Origin of the sequence: Actinoplanes sp. NPDC051861 (assembly GCF_040681145.1) — a bacterium.
Classification (GTDB): domain Bacteria; phylum Actinomycetota; class Actinomycetes; order Mycobacteriales; family Micromonosporaceae; genus Actinoplanes.
Genome location: NZ_JBFAYE010000001.1, coordinates 23,423 through 40,103, shown reverse-complemented (window position 1 = coordinate 40,103; position 16,681 = coordinate 23,423). Strand labels below are relative to the sequence as shown.

At 71.1% G+C, this 16,681-nt stretch carries 11 protein-coding genes; 3 read left to right on the top strand and 8 right to left on the bottom strand.

Annotated features, from left to right (window positions below):
- From AB0M02_RS00185 to AB0M02_RS00170, 4 genes are all read right to left on the bottom strand, one after another.
- A complete protein-coding gene (locus tag AB0M02_RS00185; protein WP_364219020.1) occupies positions 1-1,662 on the bottom strand; it encodes a S8 family serine peptidase in 1,662 nt (553 codons plus the stop codon).
- Between the two features lie 86 nt (positions 1,663-1,748).
- A complete protein-coding gene (locus AB0M02_RS00180; protein ID WP_364219017.1) occupies positions 1,749-3,146 on the bottom strand; it encodes a class II fumarate hydratase in 1,398 nt (465 codons plus the stop codon).
- Positions 3,143-6,082, bottom strand: a complete 2,940-nt coding sequence (locus tag AB0M02_RS00175; RefSeq protein ID WP_364219015.1) for a BTAD domain-containing putative transcriptional regulator — start codon at positions 6,080-6,082, stop codon at positions 3,143-3,145. Before AB0M02_RS00175 ends, AB0M02_RS00180 begins: the two co-directional genes overlap by 4 nt.
- Positions 6,075-8,900 carry a BTAD domain-containing putative transcriptional regulator gene (locus AB0M02_RS00170; RefSeq protein WP_364219012.1) on the bottom strand — a complete coding sequence of 942 codons (2,826 nt, stop codon included), beginning with the start codon at positions 8,898-8,900 and terminating at the stop codon, positions 6,075-6,077. The genes AB0M02_RS00175 and AB0M02_RS00170 overlap by 8 nt, the downstream gene beginning before the upstream one ends.
- 395 nt (positions 8,901-9,295) lie before the next feature.
- Here AB0M02_RS00170 and AB0M02_RS00165 point away from each other — a divergent pair, with 395 nt between their 5' ends.
- Positions 9,296-9,820 (top strand): hypothetical protein, encoded by a 525-nt coding sequence (locus tag AB0M02_RS00165; protein ID WP_364219009.1) that lies wholly within the window; start codon positions 9,296-9,298, stop codon positions 9,818-9,820.
- A gap of 45 nt (positions 9,821-9,865) precedes the next feature.
- On the opposite strand, the gene AB0M02_RS00160 is transcribed toward AB0M02_RS00165, so the two are convergent.
- The 4 genes from AB0M02_RS00160 to AB0M02_RS00145 all read right to left on the bottom strand — a co-directional run bounded on the left by AB0M02_RS00160 (position 9,866) and on the right by AB0M02_RS00145 (position 14,588).
- Entirely contained in the window at positions 9,866-10,906 is a 1,041-nt protein-coding gene (locus AB0M02_RS00160; protein ID WP_364219006.1) for an acyltransferase, read from the bottom strand.
- Between the two features lie 120 nt (positions 10,907-11,026).
- A complete protein-coding gene (locus tag AB0M02_RS00155) occupies positions 11,027-12,694 on the bottom strand; it encodes a fumarate hydratase (RefSeq protein ID WP_364219003.1) in 1,668 nt (555 codons plus the stop codon).
- A gap of 62 nt (positions 12,695-12,756) precedes the next feature.
- Positions 12,757-14,040: a PQQ-binding-like beta-propeller repeat protein gene (locus AB0M02_RS00150; protein ID WP_364219000.1), complete on the bottom strand. Its 1,284-nt coding sequence runs from the start codon at positions 14,038-14,040 to the stop codon at positions 12,757-12,759.
- Positions 14,041-14,102: 62 nt separating this feature from the next.
- On the bottom strand, positions 14,103-14,588 hold the full coding sequence (locus AB0M02_RS00145) for an Lrp/AsnC family transcriptional regulator (protein WP_364218997.1): 486 nt from the start codon (positions 14,586-14,588) through the stop codon (positions 14,103-14,105).
- 92 nt (positions 14,589-14,680) lie between these two features.
- Here AB0M02_RS00145 and AB0M02_RS00140 point away from each other — a divergent pair, with 92 nt between their 5' ends.
- Complete coding sequence (locus AB0M02_RS00140; protein ID WP_364218994.1) at positions 14,681-15,565, top strand: RDD family protein; 885 nt, start codon at positions 14,681-14,683, stop codon at positions 15,563-15,565.
- Positions 15,562-16,641 (top strand): histidinol-phosphate transaminase, encoded by a 1,080-nt coding sequence (hisC, locus tag AB0M02_RS00135; protein ID WP_364218991.1) that lies wholly within the window; start codon positions 15,562-15,564, stop codon positions 16,639-16,641. Before AB0M02_RS00140 ends, hisC begins: the two co-directional genes overlap by 4 nt.
- Positions 16,642-16,681: the final 40 nt, after the last annotated feature.

Here is a 16,681-nt window from a genome sequence, read left to right as displayed (position 1 = left end):
TCAGCGACCGCCGACCGCCGCGTACGCGTCGACGATGCCGTAACCGTAGAACCCGTTGAAGTTCTTGCCACCCTCACAGAGGGCGTCGAACTCGGGCGAGCGGCCCTCCTGCGCGTAGCTCACCAGGCGGGGCTCCGGGCAGGCCTTCTCGGCCGCGGTGCGGTAGAGCTGAGCCTCGACCAGGGCCGGGGCCATCGTCTTGCCACCGCGACGGAAGTCCGGGTAGCCGTAACGGCTGACGATCAGTGCGGCGACACCGGCGGCGTGCGGGGACGCCATCGAGGTGCCCTGCAGGTACGTGTAGTACCCGCACTTGCCGGCCTTGGTGCAGTCCTTGAAGACCGCGCCCTCACCGTCCGCGGTGATGTTGCCGTCCGCGTCGACCAGGCCCTCCTCCTGCAGCACCTTCAGCGGGTACGTGGAGAGGATCTCGTTGCCGAGCGTCTGGAACGTGTCGGTGCCGAAGCCGTCGCGGAACCAGCCGCCCGGGGCCGCCACCGAGATCTGCTCGGTGCCGTAGTTCGAGAAGTCCGACTTGCGCAGCGACGGGCCGATCGACGAGACGCCGATGACGTGCGGGCCCTCGGTCGGCAGGTCCCAGCAGGACTTGTTGTCGATCGGGCGCGGGTACGGGTCCGCACCGTAGTCCGGGCTGGAGATGTCGGTCCGGGGCTTGCCCAGGTCCTCGTGGTTGTTGCCGAGCGCGCCGACCAGCGTGACGCCCTTGGCGTGCGCGTAGTTCAGGGCCCGCTTCATGCCGGCGATGATGGCGCGCTGCTCGGCCTGGTCCTCCGGGCTGTCCGCCGGGTTGGCCGTGCAGTTGTAGAGCCACGGGTCGACGTAGAACGACATGTTGACCACGTCGAGTCCGGCGTCGGCGGCGTAGGTCAGCGCGTTCACGACCGGGTCGAGGAAGAAGTAGCCGGAGTCCTGGCCACCCTTGAGCTCGACGAGCGTGACGTCCGGCGCGACACCGGAGAGGCCGGTGCCGTTGAGCGCGGCGCCGATGGTGCCGGCCACGTGCGTGCCGTGCCCGCCGTCGTCGGTGCCGACCGGGTCGAGGCAGCCCGCGACCTCGCACTCGCCGTCGATGTCGACGAGGTCCGGCGCGAAGTTGCGGGAGAGCTTCTTGCTGAAGTTCGGCGTGAGGTCCGGGTTCGAGGCGTCGAGGCCGGTGTCGAGGACACCGACGGTCACCCCGCGGTCACCCTGCTCGATCTTGCGCGCCTTGTCGGCACGGATCGCGGCGAGGCCCCACAGCTTGGTGTCCAGCGGGTCGGCCTTCGCCGGGCCGCCCTTGCCGCCCTTGCCGTGCCGGTTCTTGCCGGCGAGGTCGATCTTCTCGAGCCCGTTGGGAGCGCGGCCGATGGTGCGGCGCTCGCTGGCGCCGATGAGGGCGCCGGAAGCGACGGCCTTGGCCTCGAACTTGGCGTCGGTCGAGGTGACCCGGTAGACGCCGACCGCGTCATTGCTGGTCACGATCGTGCCGCCGGCAGCCTTGATGGCCGCGGTGGCTTCCGCGGCGGAGGCGCCGTCGGCGGCCACGACCGTGTAATCGACAGTGTTGCCTGGCTCCGCCGTGGCGGCGGAGCCCGGGATCACTGCCAGGAACGCGAGGCCCGTCGCGGTGACGACAGCCCCGGTGACAACGCGTTTTCTCATGGAAAGCGCTCCTCCTGGGAATTGGCTAGGAGGAATCCCATCGAGAAAGTTCGCTCACCGCAAGGTCAGAATCCGATTCTTTATAGCTACGGCCTGGTCATCCGAAGAACATCGAGCGTTTCGTCCAGTTGTGCCTCGGTTAGTTTGCCGTTTGCGACATGCCCACGTTCGATCACAACCTCGCGAATGGTCCGCCCGGTCGCCAGGGCCTGTTTCGCGATCGCCGCGGCCTCGTCGTAGCCGAGGTGGCGGTTGAGCGGGGTGACGATCGACGGCGAACCCTCCGCGTACGCGCGGGCGACGTCCTCGTTCGCCTCCAGGCCGGCGACGCACCGATCGGCCAGCTGGCGGGAGGCGGCGGCCAGCAGCCGGATCGACTCCAGCAGGTTGCGGGCCATCACCGGGAGCATCACGTTGAGCTCGAAGTCGCCCTGGGTGCCGGCGAACGCGACGGTGGCGTCGTTGCCGATCACCTGGGCGCAGACCTGGCGGACCATCTCGGGCACCACCGGGTTCACCTTTCCCGGCATGATCGACGAGCCCGGCTGCAGGTCGGGCAGGCGCAGCTCCCGCAGGCCGGCACGCGGGCCGGAGCCCATCCAGCGGATGTCGTTGGCGATCTTGTAGAGACCGGCGGCGATCACCCGGAGCTGGCCGGACGCCTCGACCAGCGCGTCCCGGGCGCCCTGCGCCTCGAAGTGGTCGCGGGCCTCGCTCAGCGGCAGGCCGGTCTCCTCCCGGAGCAGCGCGATCACGGCGGGGGCGAAGCCGGGCGGCGTGTTCACCCCGGTGCCGACAGCGGTTCCGCCGAGCGGCAGTTCGCCGAGCCGGGGCAGGGTGGCGGTGAGCCGCTCGACCCCGTTGGTGACCTGTCTCGCGTACCCCGAAAACTCCTGACCAAGGGTGACCGGCGTCGCGTCCATGAGATGCGTCCGGCCGCTCTTGACCACCGCCGACCACTGCGACGCCTTGGCGCCCAGCGCCGAGGCGAGGTGTTCCAGAGCCGGGATCAGGTCCTGGCTCACCGCCTCGGTGGCCGCCAGGTGAATCGACGAGGGGAACACGTCGTTGCTGGACTGGGACGCGTTGACGTGGTCGTTCGGGTGCACCGGCCGGCCCAGGTCACGCGAGGCCAGGGTGGCGATCACCTCGTTGGCGTTCATGTTCGACGAGGTGCCCGAGCCGGTCTGGAAGACGTCGATCGGGAACTGGTCGTCGTAACCGCCGTCGGCGACGTGTGCCGCAGCGGTCGCGACGGCACCCGCGAGATCGCCGTCGATCACCCCCAGCTTCCCGTTGACCTGGGCGGCCGCACCCTTGATCCGGGCGAGCGCCCGGATGTGCGACGGTTCCAGGCCCCGGCCGGAGATCGGGAAGTTCTCCACCGCGCGCTGCGTCTGCGCACGCCAGAGCGCGTCGGCGGGGACACGCACCTCGCCCATCGTGTCTCGTTCGATCCGGAATCCGCTCTCGTCAGTCGTCACCGGACAATTCTCACTCGCAACTCCGCCAGCCGCTCCGCCACTTCGAAACGCGCCGGGGTGCCGCGGTCGGTGAAGACCGTCAGCGCCCGCGTCCAGAGCCGATGGGCGCGGTCCGGGTCGGTGTCCGCGACACAGGCGGCCAGACCCGCCTCCGCCTGCGCGGCCGCGTACGGCAACCGGAACTCCCGGCTCAACCGGAACAGCTCCTCGAACGTCTCGTACGCGTCCCCCGCCCGCCCCGCCGCGAACTGGGTCCGGCCCAGCGAGTACAGGAACTCGGACTCGAAGACCCGGTCGCCGATCCGCCGTGCCGTGTCCAGGGCCCGCCGGTGCAGGGCCAGCGCCTCGTCGAACCGGCCGTCGTCGGCGTGGATCTCGGCCAGGTCGTTGTACGCCTTGGCCTGACAGCCGTACCCCTCGGTCAGCCGGATCGCGACCGTCAGGTAGCGGCGCAGCAGGGCCGGGTCGCCCAGCCCGAGGTGCCGCCGCATCCGGATCACCTCGGTCAGGCTGTCGCCCTCCTGCTGCCGGTCCCGGTTCTCGATGGCGCCCAGCAGCCGCAGCCGGGCGTAGTACAGCCCCTCGCGATAGCGGCCCAGTTTGCCCAGGGAGACGGTGAGGGCGTTCAGCGACGAGGACGGCCCGACACGTACGCCGCTCAGCGCCATCGCCCGGCGACCCTTCAGGCCCAGCTCGACGGCCTCGGCGAACCGGCCCATCGCGTCGTGGACGTTGGCCAGGTTGCCCAGCACCCGCCCGACGCCGTCCAGGTCGTCCAGCCGCTCGCGGATCTGGAGCACGAGCATCAGCTGCTCGCAGGCCTTCTCGTACTCCGCCTGCCGGTGGTACACCGAGGCCAGGCAGTTCGCCAGAGCGGCCTCGCCCACCGGGTCGGTCGCGATCCGGGCCGCCGCGAGCCCGGCCAGGAAGAGCCGCTCGGTGTCCTGGTAGGAGCGGTAGTAGAGCAGGCACCAGGCGGCCCGCGGAATCTTCCAGCCGTAATCGGGCCGCCCGGCCGCCACCGCGGCATCGGTGAACGCCGTCAGGTCCGCGATGTCGCGGTCCATCCGGCGCTCCGGGTCGGCCAGCGCCTCGACCAGGTCCGGGCGCAGCGGCACCGGATCACCCAGCTCGGCGACCGCGACCGGCCGGTGGGTCGGCGAGTTCGTCGCGAGTGCCACGTGCAGCTGGAGATCGAGCACACCGGCGAGCGCGTCCTGCCGCTCCCGCACCGGCAGACCACCCGCCAGCGCCGCGGCGAACTCGCGGAGCAGGTCGTGCATGCGGTAGGTCCCCGGCTCGGGCTCCTCCAGCAGGTGCACGTCGACGAGGTCGTCGAGCAGGTCGCGCGCCTCCGGCAGGGCGAGACCGGAGAGCGCGGCCGCCACCGGCGCGTCGAAGACCCGGCCCGGATAGAGGCCGAGCAGCAGGAACTGCCGCCGGGCCGGTTCGGCCAGATGGGTGTACGAGAGAGCGAACGCGTCACCGACGTTCCGGTGCTCGACCGTCAGCTCGGGCAGCGCCGCCTCGTTGAGGCGGTTGAGCAGGTCGGCCACCCGCCACCGCGGCCGGTGTGCGAGTCGCGCCCCGGCCAGGCGCACCGCGAGCGGCAGGCCGCCGCACCGGCGTACCACCTCGGCCGCCGCCTCGGGTTCGGCCGCGATCCGGTCCCCGGCGATCCGGCCGAGCAGCGCGGTCGCCTCCGCCGGGTCGAGCAGCGGCATGGCCACCGACTGCACGTCGTCCAGCCCGGCCAGCCGGCGGCGGCTGGTGACCAGGGTCAGGCTGCCCGGCGAGGTCGGCACGAGATCGGCCAGCTGCGCGCTGGACGCCGCGTTGTCGAGCACGACCAGCAGCCGCCGGGAGGCGGTCTCGGTGCGCCACAGCGCGACCCGTTCGACGAATTCCGCCGGGATCGCGTCGGCACCCACACCGAGCTGGCGCAGCAGGATGGAGAGCGCCGCGGCCGGCTGGAGCGGCTCCTGCTCGCTGTGCCCGTGCAGGTCCACGAAGAGGTGCGCGTCCGGGAAGCGGTCACCGGCCAGCGCCGCCAGGTGCAGCGCCAGCGTCGTCTTGCCGCTGCCGGCCATCCCGTCGATCACCAAGACCGGCGCGTTCCCGCCCAGCAGCCGATCGACCAGCTCGTCGCGGCCGGTGAAGTCGCCGACCGTTCGCGGCAGACAGCGGATCGGCGCCGACGGGACCGGTGGCGGCTCGCCCACCAGCATCCTGCGGTGCAGATCCTGCAGCTCCGGGCCCGGTTCGATGCCCAGCTCCCCGGCGAGGGTGTCGCGGGCGCGGCGGAACTCGGCCAGCGCGTCCGCCTGTCGACCCGACCGGTGCAGCGCGATCATGAACTGGCCGCGGAGCCGCTCCCGCAGCGGAAATCTCTGGACGAGTTCGCCCAGCTCACCGACGATCTCCCGGGCTCGTCCGGCGTCCAGCTCCAGATCCACCCAGTCCTCGATCGCCAGGGCTCGGCGTTCGTCGAGGGCGGCGGCCGCCTGCCGCACGGCCTGGGCGTCGATCTCGGCGCAGGCGGGGCCACGCCAAAGATCAAGACCGATTTTGTACGCGGACCGCGCGCTTTCCGCACTCCCGGCGGTCCGAGCGTCGTCCACGAGCCGTCCGAAGACCACCGCGTCGAGCTCGTCCGGGCCGATCTGGATTCCGTAACCCGCCCGGTCCGTCAGGATCGCGTCCGGTGGCAGCGCCCGCCGGAGCCGGGACACGCAGGTCTGCAGCTGCCCCTTGGCCGTGGCCGGTGGATCGGCGCCCCACACCGCCTCGGTGATCTCGCTCAGCCCGACGATCCGGCCCGCATTCAGCAGCAGCATCGCGAGCACCACCCGGTCCCGGCCGGCGGTCACCCCGGCCGGCTCGCCGTCGACAGTCACCGACAGCGGGCCCAGAATCCGGTAGCGCACCTCAGACATGCGCCGGCTCCAGCCGCTCCGGCACCGGCACGCCCATCCGCTCGAACAGCTCACGCGCCTCGGCCCGCAGGCGCCGCGCCTGCTCCGGATCGGTGTCCGCCACGCACTCGGCGAGCCCGGCCAGCGCCCGCGCGACCGTGTACCGCAGTCCGCCCGCGCGGGCGCGTGTCAGCGACGACTGGAACCTCTCCCGCGCCGCGCCGGTGTCGCCCGAGCGCAGCAAAGTGGTCGCGTAGTCGTTGACGTACTCGACCTCGTGCCGCAGGTCATGCACGGTCGACATGATCGCCAGCGCCTGCCGGTGCTCGACCACCGCCTCGGCGTATCGGCCCTCGTCGCGGAACAGGGCGGCCCGGTCGTTGTGGCAGTCGGCCACCATCGACCGGTAACCCACCCGGGCCGCCAGGCGCATCGCCACGTCGATGTAGCGGTGCGCCCGCTCGGCCGGCAGCACGCCCTGCTGGTACCGGATCCGCGCGATGAGCAGCAGCGACCCGGCGATCGGGCCGGGTTCCCCCTTGTCGAGCACGCCCAGCAGCCGGATACGGGTGAAGTACAGCGCCTTCTCGACGTTGCCCACCGTCAGATGAACCTCCGCGAGGGTGGACAGCACCACGCTCGGGTTCGCCCGCCAGCGGCCGCGGGTCTCGGCCCGCCGGCAGGTGTTCATCGCCGCCAGGCTCTCGGCGAACCGTCCCTGCGCCTGATAGATCGACCCCAGATTCCCGGTCGCGGTCGCGACCGGCCCCATCTCGCCGAGTTCGGTGCGCAGCCGGATGGCGAGCAGCAGGTACCGCTCGGCCGCCGCGTCCTCGCCGGCCCGCCCGTACGCCGAGGCCAGGTAGTTGGCGACGGTGGCGATCGCGGACCGGTCACCGAGGTGCTCGGCGCTGGTCATCGCGCGCAGGTGCAGGTCCCGGATGTCGTCCATGTACCCGCGGAAGAACAGCGGCTGCCAGGCGGCGCGGGCGATCTTCCAGGCGTAGTCGTGCAGACCGGCGGCCGCGGCGGCGTCGACATAGGCGGTCAGGTTCGGCCGCTCCCGCTCGATCCGCCCGCCCGGGTCGGCCACCGCCGCCGACAGGTCCGCCCGTTCGGCGACCGGCCACCGCAGGTCGCGGAACATGCCCTCCTGATGGCTCGGCGAAGTCGCGGCGGCGAACGCGTGCAACTGGAAGTCCAGCAGGCAGGTCAGCGCGGCGCGGCGCTGGTCGGCGGTCAGCTCGGCGGCGAGCATTCCGGCGTACTGCCGCAGCAGGTCGTGCATCCGGAACACCCCGGGCTCCGGCTCCTCGACCAGGTGCACGTCGACCAGGTCGTCGAGCGCGTCACCGGCGCCGACCGGCGTGGATCCGGTCAGGGCGGCCACCGCGAGCGAGTCGAAGCTGCCGCCGGGATGGACGCCGAGCAGGCGGAACACCCGCTGCAGCGACTCCGGCAGCTGCCGGTAGGTGAGCGTGAACGCACCGGCCACGGTCCGTTCCTCGGCGGCCAGTTCGGGCAGCGCCGTCTCGCCCAGCCGGTGCAGCAGATCGGCGACACGCCAGCGCGGCCGGTGTGCGAGCCGGGCGCCGGCCAGGCGTACCGCCAGCGGCAGCCCGCCGCAGCGGCGCACCACCTCGGCCGCGGCCTGCGGCTCGTCGCGGACCCTCGGCCCGGCGATCCGCTCCAGCAGCGTCAGCGCGTCGTCCGGCGCCAGCATCGGCACCGACTCGACCCGGGCGCCGTCCAGCCCGGCCAACCGGCGGCGCGCGGTGACCAGCGCGAGGCTGCCCGGCGCGGTGGGCAGCAGGTCGGCGATCTGGGCGCTGGACGCCGCGTTGTCCAGGACGACGAGCGCCCGGCGGCTGGCCATCTCGGTGCGCCACAGCCCGATCCGCTCCACCGGCTCGGACGGGATGTTCTCGGCGGCCACGCCCAGCTGCCGGAGCAGGACGATCAGCGCGGCGGACGGCTCGACCGGCGGCTGCTCGCTGTGCCCGCGCAGGTCCACGAAGAGATGTGCGTCCGGATAGCGGTCACCGAGCCGGGCGGCCACGTGCAGGGCGAGGGTGGTCTTGCCGCTGCCGGCCATCCCGTCGATCACCACGACCGCCGCGCCGGACGGCGCGTCGCCCAGCAGCCGGTCCACCAGCTCACCGCGGCCGGTGAAGTCGCCGACCGTACGCGGCAGGCAGCGGATCGACGCCGACGAGACCGCCGGTACGTCGCCGGACAGCATCTTGCGGTGCAGCTCCTGCAGCTCGGGGCCCGGTTCGATGCCGAGCTCCGCGACCAGGGTGTCCCGGGCCCGGCGATACTCGGCCAGCGCGTCCGCCTGCCGCCCCGACCGGTGCAGCGCGGTCATCAGCTGCCCGCGCAGGCGCTCCCGCAGCGGGTAACGCTGCACCAGTTCGCCCAGCTCGCCCAGGAGATCCCGGGCCCGGCCGGCGGCGAGCTCCAGATCCGCCCAGTCCTCGACCGCCAGCGCGCGCCGCTCGTCGAGGGCGTCGGCCGCCTGCCGCACCGCCAGGGCGTCGATCTCCGGGCATGCCGTGCCACGCCACAGCCCCAGCGCCGCGCGGAGGCCCGCCGCGTCACCGGCCGCGCGGGCCTCGTCGGCGAGCCGGACGAACACCAGCGCGTCCAGGTCGTCCGGGCCGACCCGGATCCCGTATCCGGCCCGGTCGGTGAGGATCGCACCGTCCGGCAGTAACCGGCGCAGCCGGGACACGCACGTCTGCAGCTGCCCGCGCGCGGTGATCGGCGGGTCGGCGCCCCACAGCGCCTCGGTCAGTTCGCCGAGACCGACGATCCGGCCGGGGTGCAAAAGCAGCATCGCCAGCACTATTCGGTCACGCCCAGCTGTCACAGCCACTGTCTGCTCGTCCGCAGTTACGGAGAGTGGCCCCAGGATCCGGTAGCGCAAGGTAGTCACCCGTTCCGTCTGCCGTGTTCGGCAGCCTAGCCGAGGTGGCAGGAGCGGATCGACAGCGAATCGATAGCGGACTGTAGAAAGCTGGTCGGCAGTGCCGCTCCACTGCCGATGCTTCCCAAGAGCGCCCCCAGTGCGTAGTGGGGCGGCCAGGCATTACGGGGGACGTACAGCCCGTCCGCGGATGATCCGCGGACGGGCTGTTCGTGTCTCCGTGATCACACACCGTTTGGACGACAGTGACAACGGAACGTACCGTCGGCAATGTTTGGATGACCCCGACGAAGAGGATCCCCCTGATGCGACGCGCCATCCTGGCCGTGCTCGCCGGCGGCGTGCTGCTGGCCGGTGCCGCCTGTGACAGCGATGCGGACACCAGCGAGATCGCGGCACCCGCCGCCACCGCCACCCCGGACACCCCCGCACCGACGACGTCCGCACCGGACTACACGGCCGACACCGAGCAGGTGTGCGGGCGGCTCAAGACCGTCTTCAGCGGCGCGCTCGCCGACGAGTTCGGCGCCGCGATGGGCAAGATGATCGCGCAGAAGGAGGCGAAGCAGACCGCCGAGGCGGCCAAGGCCGAAAAGGCCGCGGCGGCCGAGCTGAAGACGGTCGGCGCGCAGATCCGCAAGGAGACCGCCGCCGCCGCGAACCCGGAACTCCAGCAGGCCGGCGAGACGTCCGCCACGAAGCTGGAGCGCAGCGCAAAGGACCGCGACTACATCGAGAAGGTCAAGACCGCCAAGGACCTGGACCGCACGCTGAAGGGCCAGATCCAGGAGTGGCTGAGCCCGGTCGCGGGCTTCTGCCCCGAGGACTGATCTCCGTCGACCGGGACGGCCGCGATACGGCCGTCCCGGCGGGCGTCACTTCTTGAACCGCGAGCTCACCCTGCGGCCGACATCGATGCTCGGCTTCTCCACGAAGCGGTGCATCAGGTACGCGACGAGCAGCACCGCAACCGTGTTGATCCCGACGTTGACCCAGCCGTGGATATCGTGGAAGACCTCCATGAGGATCGGGTGCATCAGGTACACCGCGTAGCTGATCGCGCCCAGGAAGATCAGCGGCCGGGCCATGCCGCGATCGCGCAGCGTGTAGAACGCCAGGAACAGCGCGAGGCCGGCCAGGTACGACAACGAGTACGTGAACGGCGGCCACTCCCCGTCGCCGTCGACACCGAGGTAGGCACCCACCGGAACAGCGATCGCGCCCGCCGTCAGGAGCGCGATCCACGCCTTGCGCCCGGACGCGTCGCGCAGGTGGATGGCGTGCCCGAGCGAGGCCACGAACAGCAGCATCGGCAGCGTGGTCGGGAAGTCCTTGCCGGTGATCCGCTCGCCGACGCAGAGCAGGAAGTAGAACCCGAGCCAGAACCATCCGATGTGCACCGACATGTCGAGCAGCCGCCGCGACTTGGCCGCCGCCGACTGTACGTAGTAGAGCAGCTCGATACTCAGCGTCCACGCGGGCGGCAGCAGACTCGCCGCCCCGATGAGCCCGTGCAACATCAGGATGTTGAGCACGACCACCGGCAACGTCGCGCCCTCTAGCCCGCCACGCACCACGAGCTCGACCACGACAAAGACCAGGAACGCCAGCCAGTAGACCGGGTAGAGCCGGAAGAACCGCCGCGCGGCAAACCCCGGAAGCGTCTGCCCGGCCAGGCTGAGCGGAATCACATAGCCACTGACCAGGAAGAACGCCACCACACCGACCCGGCCGAAGTCGATGTAGTCGTGTGTCCAGTCCCGATAGCCCGGGAACTGCTCCGCGAGCAGGTGCTGCAGCACCACCGCAGCGGCCGCCACACCCCGAACACCCTCGAGAAACGTGATCCGCTTGGCCCGGTCGACAACCCCTGCCGCACCGACCCGCCCGCTCTCGGGCACGGACGCTCTACCCACGGCCGCACCCGGCCTGTGCTCACCAACAGTCACTGCTCCCCCGTATTCCTCGCGTGTGCACGCGAAGAATAGAGGATTATCAGCAGATGCAGTCCCCTGTGGTCAGTCCAAACGCGACCCCTACGGCCGTCCTCCAATCTGGAGCACGGCCCGAGGCTTGGTCACGTCGGCGAAGAAGTCGTTTCCCTTGTCGTCGACCACGATGAAAGCGGGGAAGTCCTCGACCTCGATCTTCCAGACCGCCTCCATGCCGAGCTCCGGGAACTCGAGCACCTCGACGTGCCGGATGCAGTCCTGCGCGAGGCGAGCGGCCGGCCCACCGATCGACCCGAGGTAGAAGCCGCCGTACTGCTGGCAGGCCTCGGTGACCTGCTTCGACCGGTTGCCCTTTGCCAGCATCACCATCGACCCGCCGGACGCCTGGAACTTCTCCACGTACGAGTCCATCCGCCCAGCCGTGGTCGGGCCGAACGAGCCGGACGCGTACCCCTCCGGGGTCTTGGCCGGCCCCGCGTAGTAGACCGCGTGATCGCGCATGTACTGCGGCATCGGCTCGCCCGCGTCCAGCCGCTCCGCGATCTTCGCGTGCGCGATGTCACGCGCCACCACCAGCGGCCCGCTCAGCGACAGCCGGGTCTTGACCGGGTACTTCGAGAGCTCGGCCCGGATCTCGGCCATCGGCCGGTTCAGGTCGATCTGGACGACCGGCTCCTCGCCGAGGTCCACGTCGGGCAGATAGCGGGCCGGGTCCGTCTCCAGCCGCTCCAGCCACACACCCGACGGCGTGATCTTCGCGACCGCCTGGCGGTCGGCCGAGCAGGAGACCGCGATCGCGACCGGGCACGAGGCACCGTGCCGGGGCAGACGGACCACGCGCACGTCGTGGCAGAAGTAGCGGCCGCCGAACTGCGCGCCGATCCCGAAGTCGCGGGTCAGCTCCAGCACCGCGGCCTCCAGCTCCAGGTCGCGGAAGCCGTGCGCCAGCATCGTGCCGGAGGTCGGCAGGTTGTCCAGGTACTTCGCGCTGGCCAGCTTCGCCGTCTTCAGCGCGTGCTCCGCGCTGGTGCCCCCGATGACCACGGCCAGGTGGTACGGCGGGCAGGCGGACGTGCCGATCAGGCGCAGCTTCTCGTCCAGGAACTGCATCATCCGCTGCGGGTTCAGCAGCGCCTTCGTCTCCTGGTACAGGTACGACTTGTTGGCCGACCCGCCGCCCTTGGCCATGAACAGGAATTTGTACGCGTCCGGCTGCCCACCCGGGTCCTCCGCGTACAGCTCGATCTGCGCCGGCAGGTTCGTCCCGGTGTTCCGCTCGTCCCACATGGTCAGCGGGGCGAGCTGCGAGTACCGCAGGTTCAGCCGGGTGTACGCCTGGTAGACGCCGAGCGCGATGGCCGCCTCGTCGGTCCCGTCGGTGAGCACGTGCCGCCCGCGCTTGCCCATCACGATCGCGGTGCCGGTGTCCTGGCACATCGGCAGCACGCCGCCGGCCGCGATGTTCGCGTTGCGCAGCAGGTCCAGCGCCACGAACCGGTCGTTCGGCGAGGCCTTCGGGTCGTCGATGATCGCGCGCAGCTGGGTCAGATGCGCCGGGCGCAGGTAGTGCGCGATGTCGTGCATCGCCTCCGCGGTGAGCTGGGTCAGCGCCGCCGGCTCCACGGTCAGGAACCGCCGGCCACCCGGGCCCTCCACGACGTCCACGCCCTCGTCCGTGACCAGACGGTACTCGGTCAGGTCAGCGCCGGTCGGCAGGAGCGGCGAGTAGGTGAAAGCGGCGCCAGTGCTCATGACCGGCAAGCCTAGGCCAGCGCGGCGGCCGGATGCGAACCCATCCCCGATGCGGCATTCGATCAGGAGAACGCCAGGTAGGCCATGTCACGGCCGGAGACGGCGATCATTCCGTTCTGTCCCACCGCGAAGACCTTCGCATCGGTGCGCACATCGGCACGGACGGCACCGGAATCCGGCGACAGCGCGGTGATGCGATTGCCGGAAACAACGATCACAGCGTACGGAGTGAGCGCCGCTGTGGCGTCGTCGCGCCCCGTGTCCTGCCGCCACACGGCCTTGCCCGCCGCGAACGAGTAGCCCCGCAGGTTCTCGTCCTTGCGGATCACCGCGTACGAGTCGTTCACGGCGACCACGTCCGACTCCTTGTCGCCGTACCAGAGGTTGCGCCCGTCGTACCCGTTGATCAGGACCTCGCGCCCGTACGGGTCGACGCCGAGGATCACGTTGTATCCACCGGCCGGGTCCCGGTTCTGCTTGCAGTCCGAGCCGTTCTCCGCGGTACGCAGGTTGAGCCCGTCCCGCTTCCAGACGACCCCGGTCCGCGGCGGGTCGGTGGCGACCACCCCGTAGTAGCAGGTGCCGTCCCGGGCCGTGCCGGTCACCGTCAGCACTCGCCCGCCGACCACCGCGATCCGCTGGTCGGTTCCCGGCCGCACGCTCTGCACCAGCCGGCCGCTCGCGGTGTCGATCACCCGGACCTGGCCGTCGTCGGGGTATCCGAGCAGTCCCGGCATCGGCTGCGGCCCGGCCACGTCGTCGTCCACGTCGTTGGTGACCAGTCGCCGGGTGTCCGGCAGGTCGGGGTTGGCCGCGTCCAGGACGAAGCCGATGCTGCCGGTGCCGACGCTCCACAGCTGGCTGCCGGACCGCGGGTCGAAGGCGGTCAGCCGGCAGTCGTTGCCACCGGCGCAGCTCAGGTCGACGATCGCGTCCTGGTACGTCCAGACCGCGCCGGCCGTGGTGTCCGACCGCCGCACCACTCCGGTACGCGGGTCGAGCACCTGGTACCCCTTGGTCAGCAGCCGCCCGGTGACCACGACCGCGTCCGAGCCCTTACCGGCGATCGACGCCCAGTCCGCGTCCGACGACCAGAGCGGTACCCCGGCGGTCAGCCCGTACGCCTCCACCGACGTCCGGTACTCCACGATCACCGAGTCGCCCACGATCGCGACGCTCTGCGGGGTGCCGCCGAGTTCCTGCTGCCATCGGGATCCGGGCGCCACCGGCCCGTTCGTCGTGATCCACGACCAGATCTGCGGGAACGGGTTCCACACGCCGGTGCTCGCCAGAACCGTGATTGTCACGGCGGCGACCAGCGCGAACCCCTTCCCACCCGAGGCCATGCGGACACCGTAGTGACCTCGATCCACATATCCCGCGAGCGCGAAAAGTCCGTGTCGGCTGGTTATTGGCGATTTGCCGAGAGCACTAGCGGCACCGTCCGGTACGGGATCAACTCGGCCAGCGCGATGATCGTGTGCGCCCGGACGATGCCCTCGTAGCCGACGATCTGGTCGATCACCCGCTGCAGGTCGGCGTTCGAGCGGGCCACGATGCGGCACAGGATGTCGCCGCTGCCGGTGATCGTGTGTGCCTCCAGAACCTCCGGGATCTCGGCCAGGTGTTCGGCGACGGCGTCGTGCCCGTACCGTTGGCTGATCTCCAAGGTCACGAAGCTCATGACGCCGAACCCGATCGCCTCCGGGACCACCTCCGGGCCGAAGCCCTTGATCGCGCCCCGCGCGATCAGCTTGTCCAGGCGTGCCTGAACCGTCCCGCGCGCCACCGCGAGCCTGCGCGAGAGTTCCAGCACACCGATCCGTGGCTCCGCGGCGAGCAGCGCGATGAGGCGCGCGTCAAGGCCGTCGACCTGCACAGTCTGCTCACCCATTTGAAGAAGGTACCCATCAGTCTGTGACACTGCTCTGGTGATGACTGTTGCTGCGCAGGGAACCGTCAGGGCGCCGTGATAAAGGTGTGCGCATGAGTTCCCTTCCCGCGGGTTGGTACAAGGACCCGGCCGACACCAGCACCCAGCGCTACTGGGACGGTGAGGGCTGGCTGGGCAAAGCCATCCCGGCCGACGCGGTGCCGCCGGACGGCCCGCCCGCGGTCGAGGTGGAACCCCCGATGCCCGCGCCCGCCGCGGCGCCGCCCACCCCTCAGGCCTATGCGCCGCCACAACCTCCACCTCCGGCATACGGCCCGCCCCCTGGCTGGACTCCCCAGCCCGGCAAGGCCCAGCCCATGCACGCCTACGCCTATCCCATGCCGCAGGCGCTGCCGCACGGCCTCCCGCTCGCCGGGCTGGGACGGCGGCTCGTCGCCCGGCTCATCGACATCGCCGCAGTGATCGTGCTCAACCTCGTGGTCAACGCCTGGTTCTTCTATCAGTACTGGCAGGACTTCAAGCCGATCCTGCGGGACTACATGGCGCAGGTCGCGGCGGGCAACCAGCCGATGACCGTCGAGCCGACCCCGCGCATGCAGACACTGTCGATCGCGATCGTGATGGTCGCCACCCTGCTCTGGCTGCTCTACGAGGCGCCGGCGATCGGCAGCCGCGGACAGACCCTGGGCAAGCGGATCATGGGCGTCAAGGTCGTCCCGATCGAGAGCACCAAGCCGCTCGGGTTCGGCCGGGCGTTCGCCCGCTGGGCCCGGCTCGGCATGTGGACCCTGTTCTGGTGGTGCGGCGTGGGGCTGATCATCCAGTTCCTCGCCTCGCTCTCCCCCGTCTGGGACCCCCGCCTGCGACAGGCCTGGCACGACAAGGCGGCGGCCACCGTCGTCGTCGCCGTGCCGCACGGCGCCCACCCCACCGTCACGACCGCACCGCGCGGCGACACTTCCGGAGGACCGCAATGACCCGGCTGACCCGCGCCGACCTGGACGCGCTGCCAAACTACGTACCCGGCCGCAACGTCGCCGACCTGGCCCGCGAGCTGGGCATCGCCGAGGCCGTCAAGCTGGCCAGCAACGAGGTGCCGTACGGTCCGCTCCCCGGCGTCGTCGAGGCGGTCACCGAGGCCGCCCGCACCGTCCACCGGTACCCGGACATGGGTGTGATCCAGCTGCGCGACACGATCGGCGAGCGGCTCGGGGTGAGCCCGGACCGGGTGGTCACCGGCTGTGGTTCGGTGGCGCTGGCCGAGATCCTGGCGAAGGCGACCTGCCTGCCGGGCGACGAGATCGTCTACTCGTGGCGGTCGTTCGAGGCGTACCCGATCATCGCCGCCGGCGGCGGTGCGACCAGCGTCCGCGTGCCGAACACCGCGGCGCACGGCCACGACCTCACCGCGATGGCCGAGGCGATCACCGACCAGACCCGGATGGTCTTCGTCTGCAACCCGAACAACCCGACCGGCACCAGCGTGCGCACGGCCGAGATCGACCGCTTCCTCGCCGAGGTGCCCTCCGACGTGCTGGTCGTGCTCGACGAGGCATACCGGGAGTTCGTCACCGACCCCGAGGTTCCGGACGGCCTCGAGACGTACGGCGACCGCCCCAACGTGGTCGTGCTGCGCACCATGAGCAAGGCGTGGGGTCTGGCCGGGCTCCGGATGGGCTACCTGGTCGCCCAGCCCGAGGTCGCCGGCGCCGTACGCAAGGTCGTCACCCCGTTCTCCACGAGCACCGTCGCCCAGGCCGCCGCCCTCGCCGCCCTCGGCCAGGAGGAGGAGGTACGCCGCCGGTGCGCCCTGGTCATCGCTGAGCGCGCCCGGCTCACCGAGGCCCTGCGCAAGCTCTCCCTCGACGTGCCGGACAGCCAGGCCAACTTCGTCTGGCTGCCGCTCGGCGACCGCACCGCCGCGTTCACCGCCGCCTGCGAGAGCCGGGGCGTGATCGTCCGCGGCTTCCACCCCGAGGGCGTCCGCGTAACGATCGGCACCCCCGACGAGAACGACCTCTTCCTGACCGCCGCCGAATCCGCCCTCACCTAACCACCCCCGCAAACCCAAGCGTGTGGAGTTCGGCCTCCAT

What these genes read in the sequence shown, in the direction of transcription:
- AB0M02_RS00185 (WP_364219020.1), bottom strand. Translation starts at nt 1,662, where the DNA reads ATGAGAAAACGCGTTGTCACCGGGGCTGTCGTCACCGCGACGGGCCTC.
- AB0M02_RS00175 (WP_364219015.1), bottom strand. Translation starts at nt 6,082, where the DNA reads ATGTCTGAGGTGCGCTACCGGATTCTGGGCCCGCTGTCGGTGACTGTC.
- AB0M02_RS00170 (WP_364219012.1), bottom strand. Translation starts at nt 8,900, where the DNA reads ATGCTGCTTTTGCACCCCGGCCGGATCGTCGGTCTCGGCGAACTGACC.
- AB0M02_RS00165 (WP_364219009.1), top strand. Translation starts at nt 9,296, where the DNA reads ATGCGACGCGCCATCCTGGCCGTGCTCGCCGGCGGCGTGCTGCTGGCC.
- AB0M02_RS00155 (WP_364219003.1), bottom strand. Translation starts at nt 12,694, where the DNA reads ATGAGCACTGGCGCCGCTTTCACCTACTCGCCGCTCCTGCCGACCGGC.
- AB0M02_RS00150 (WP_364219000.1), bottom strand. Translation starts at nt 14,040, where the DNA reads ATGGCCTCGGGTGGGAAGGGGTTCGCGCTGGTCGCCGCCGTGACAATC.
- AB0M02_RS00145 (WP_364218997.1), bottom strand. Translation starts at nt 14,588, where the DNA reads ATGGGTGAGCAGACTGTGCAGGTCGACGGCCTTGACGCGCGCCTCATC.
- AB0M02_RS00140 (WP_364218994.1), top strand. Translation starts at nt 14,681, where the DNA reads ATGAGTTCCCTTCCCGCGGGTTGGTACAAGGACCCGGCCGACACCAGC.
- hisC (WP_364218991.1), top strand. Translation starts at nt 15,562, where the DNA reads ATGACCCGGCTGACCCGCGCCGACCTGGACGCGCTGCCAAACTACGTA.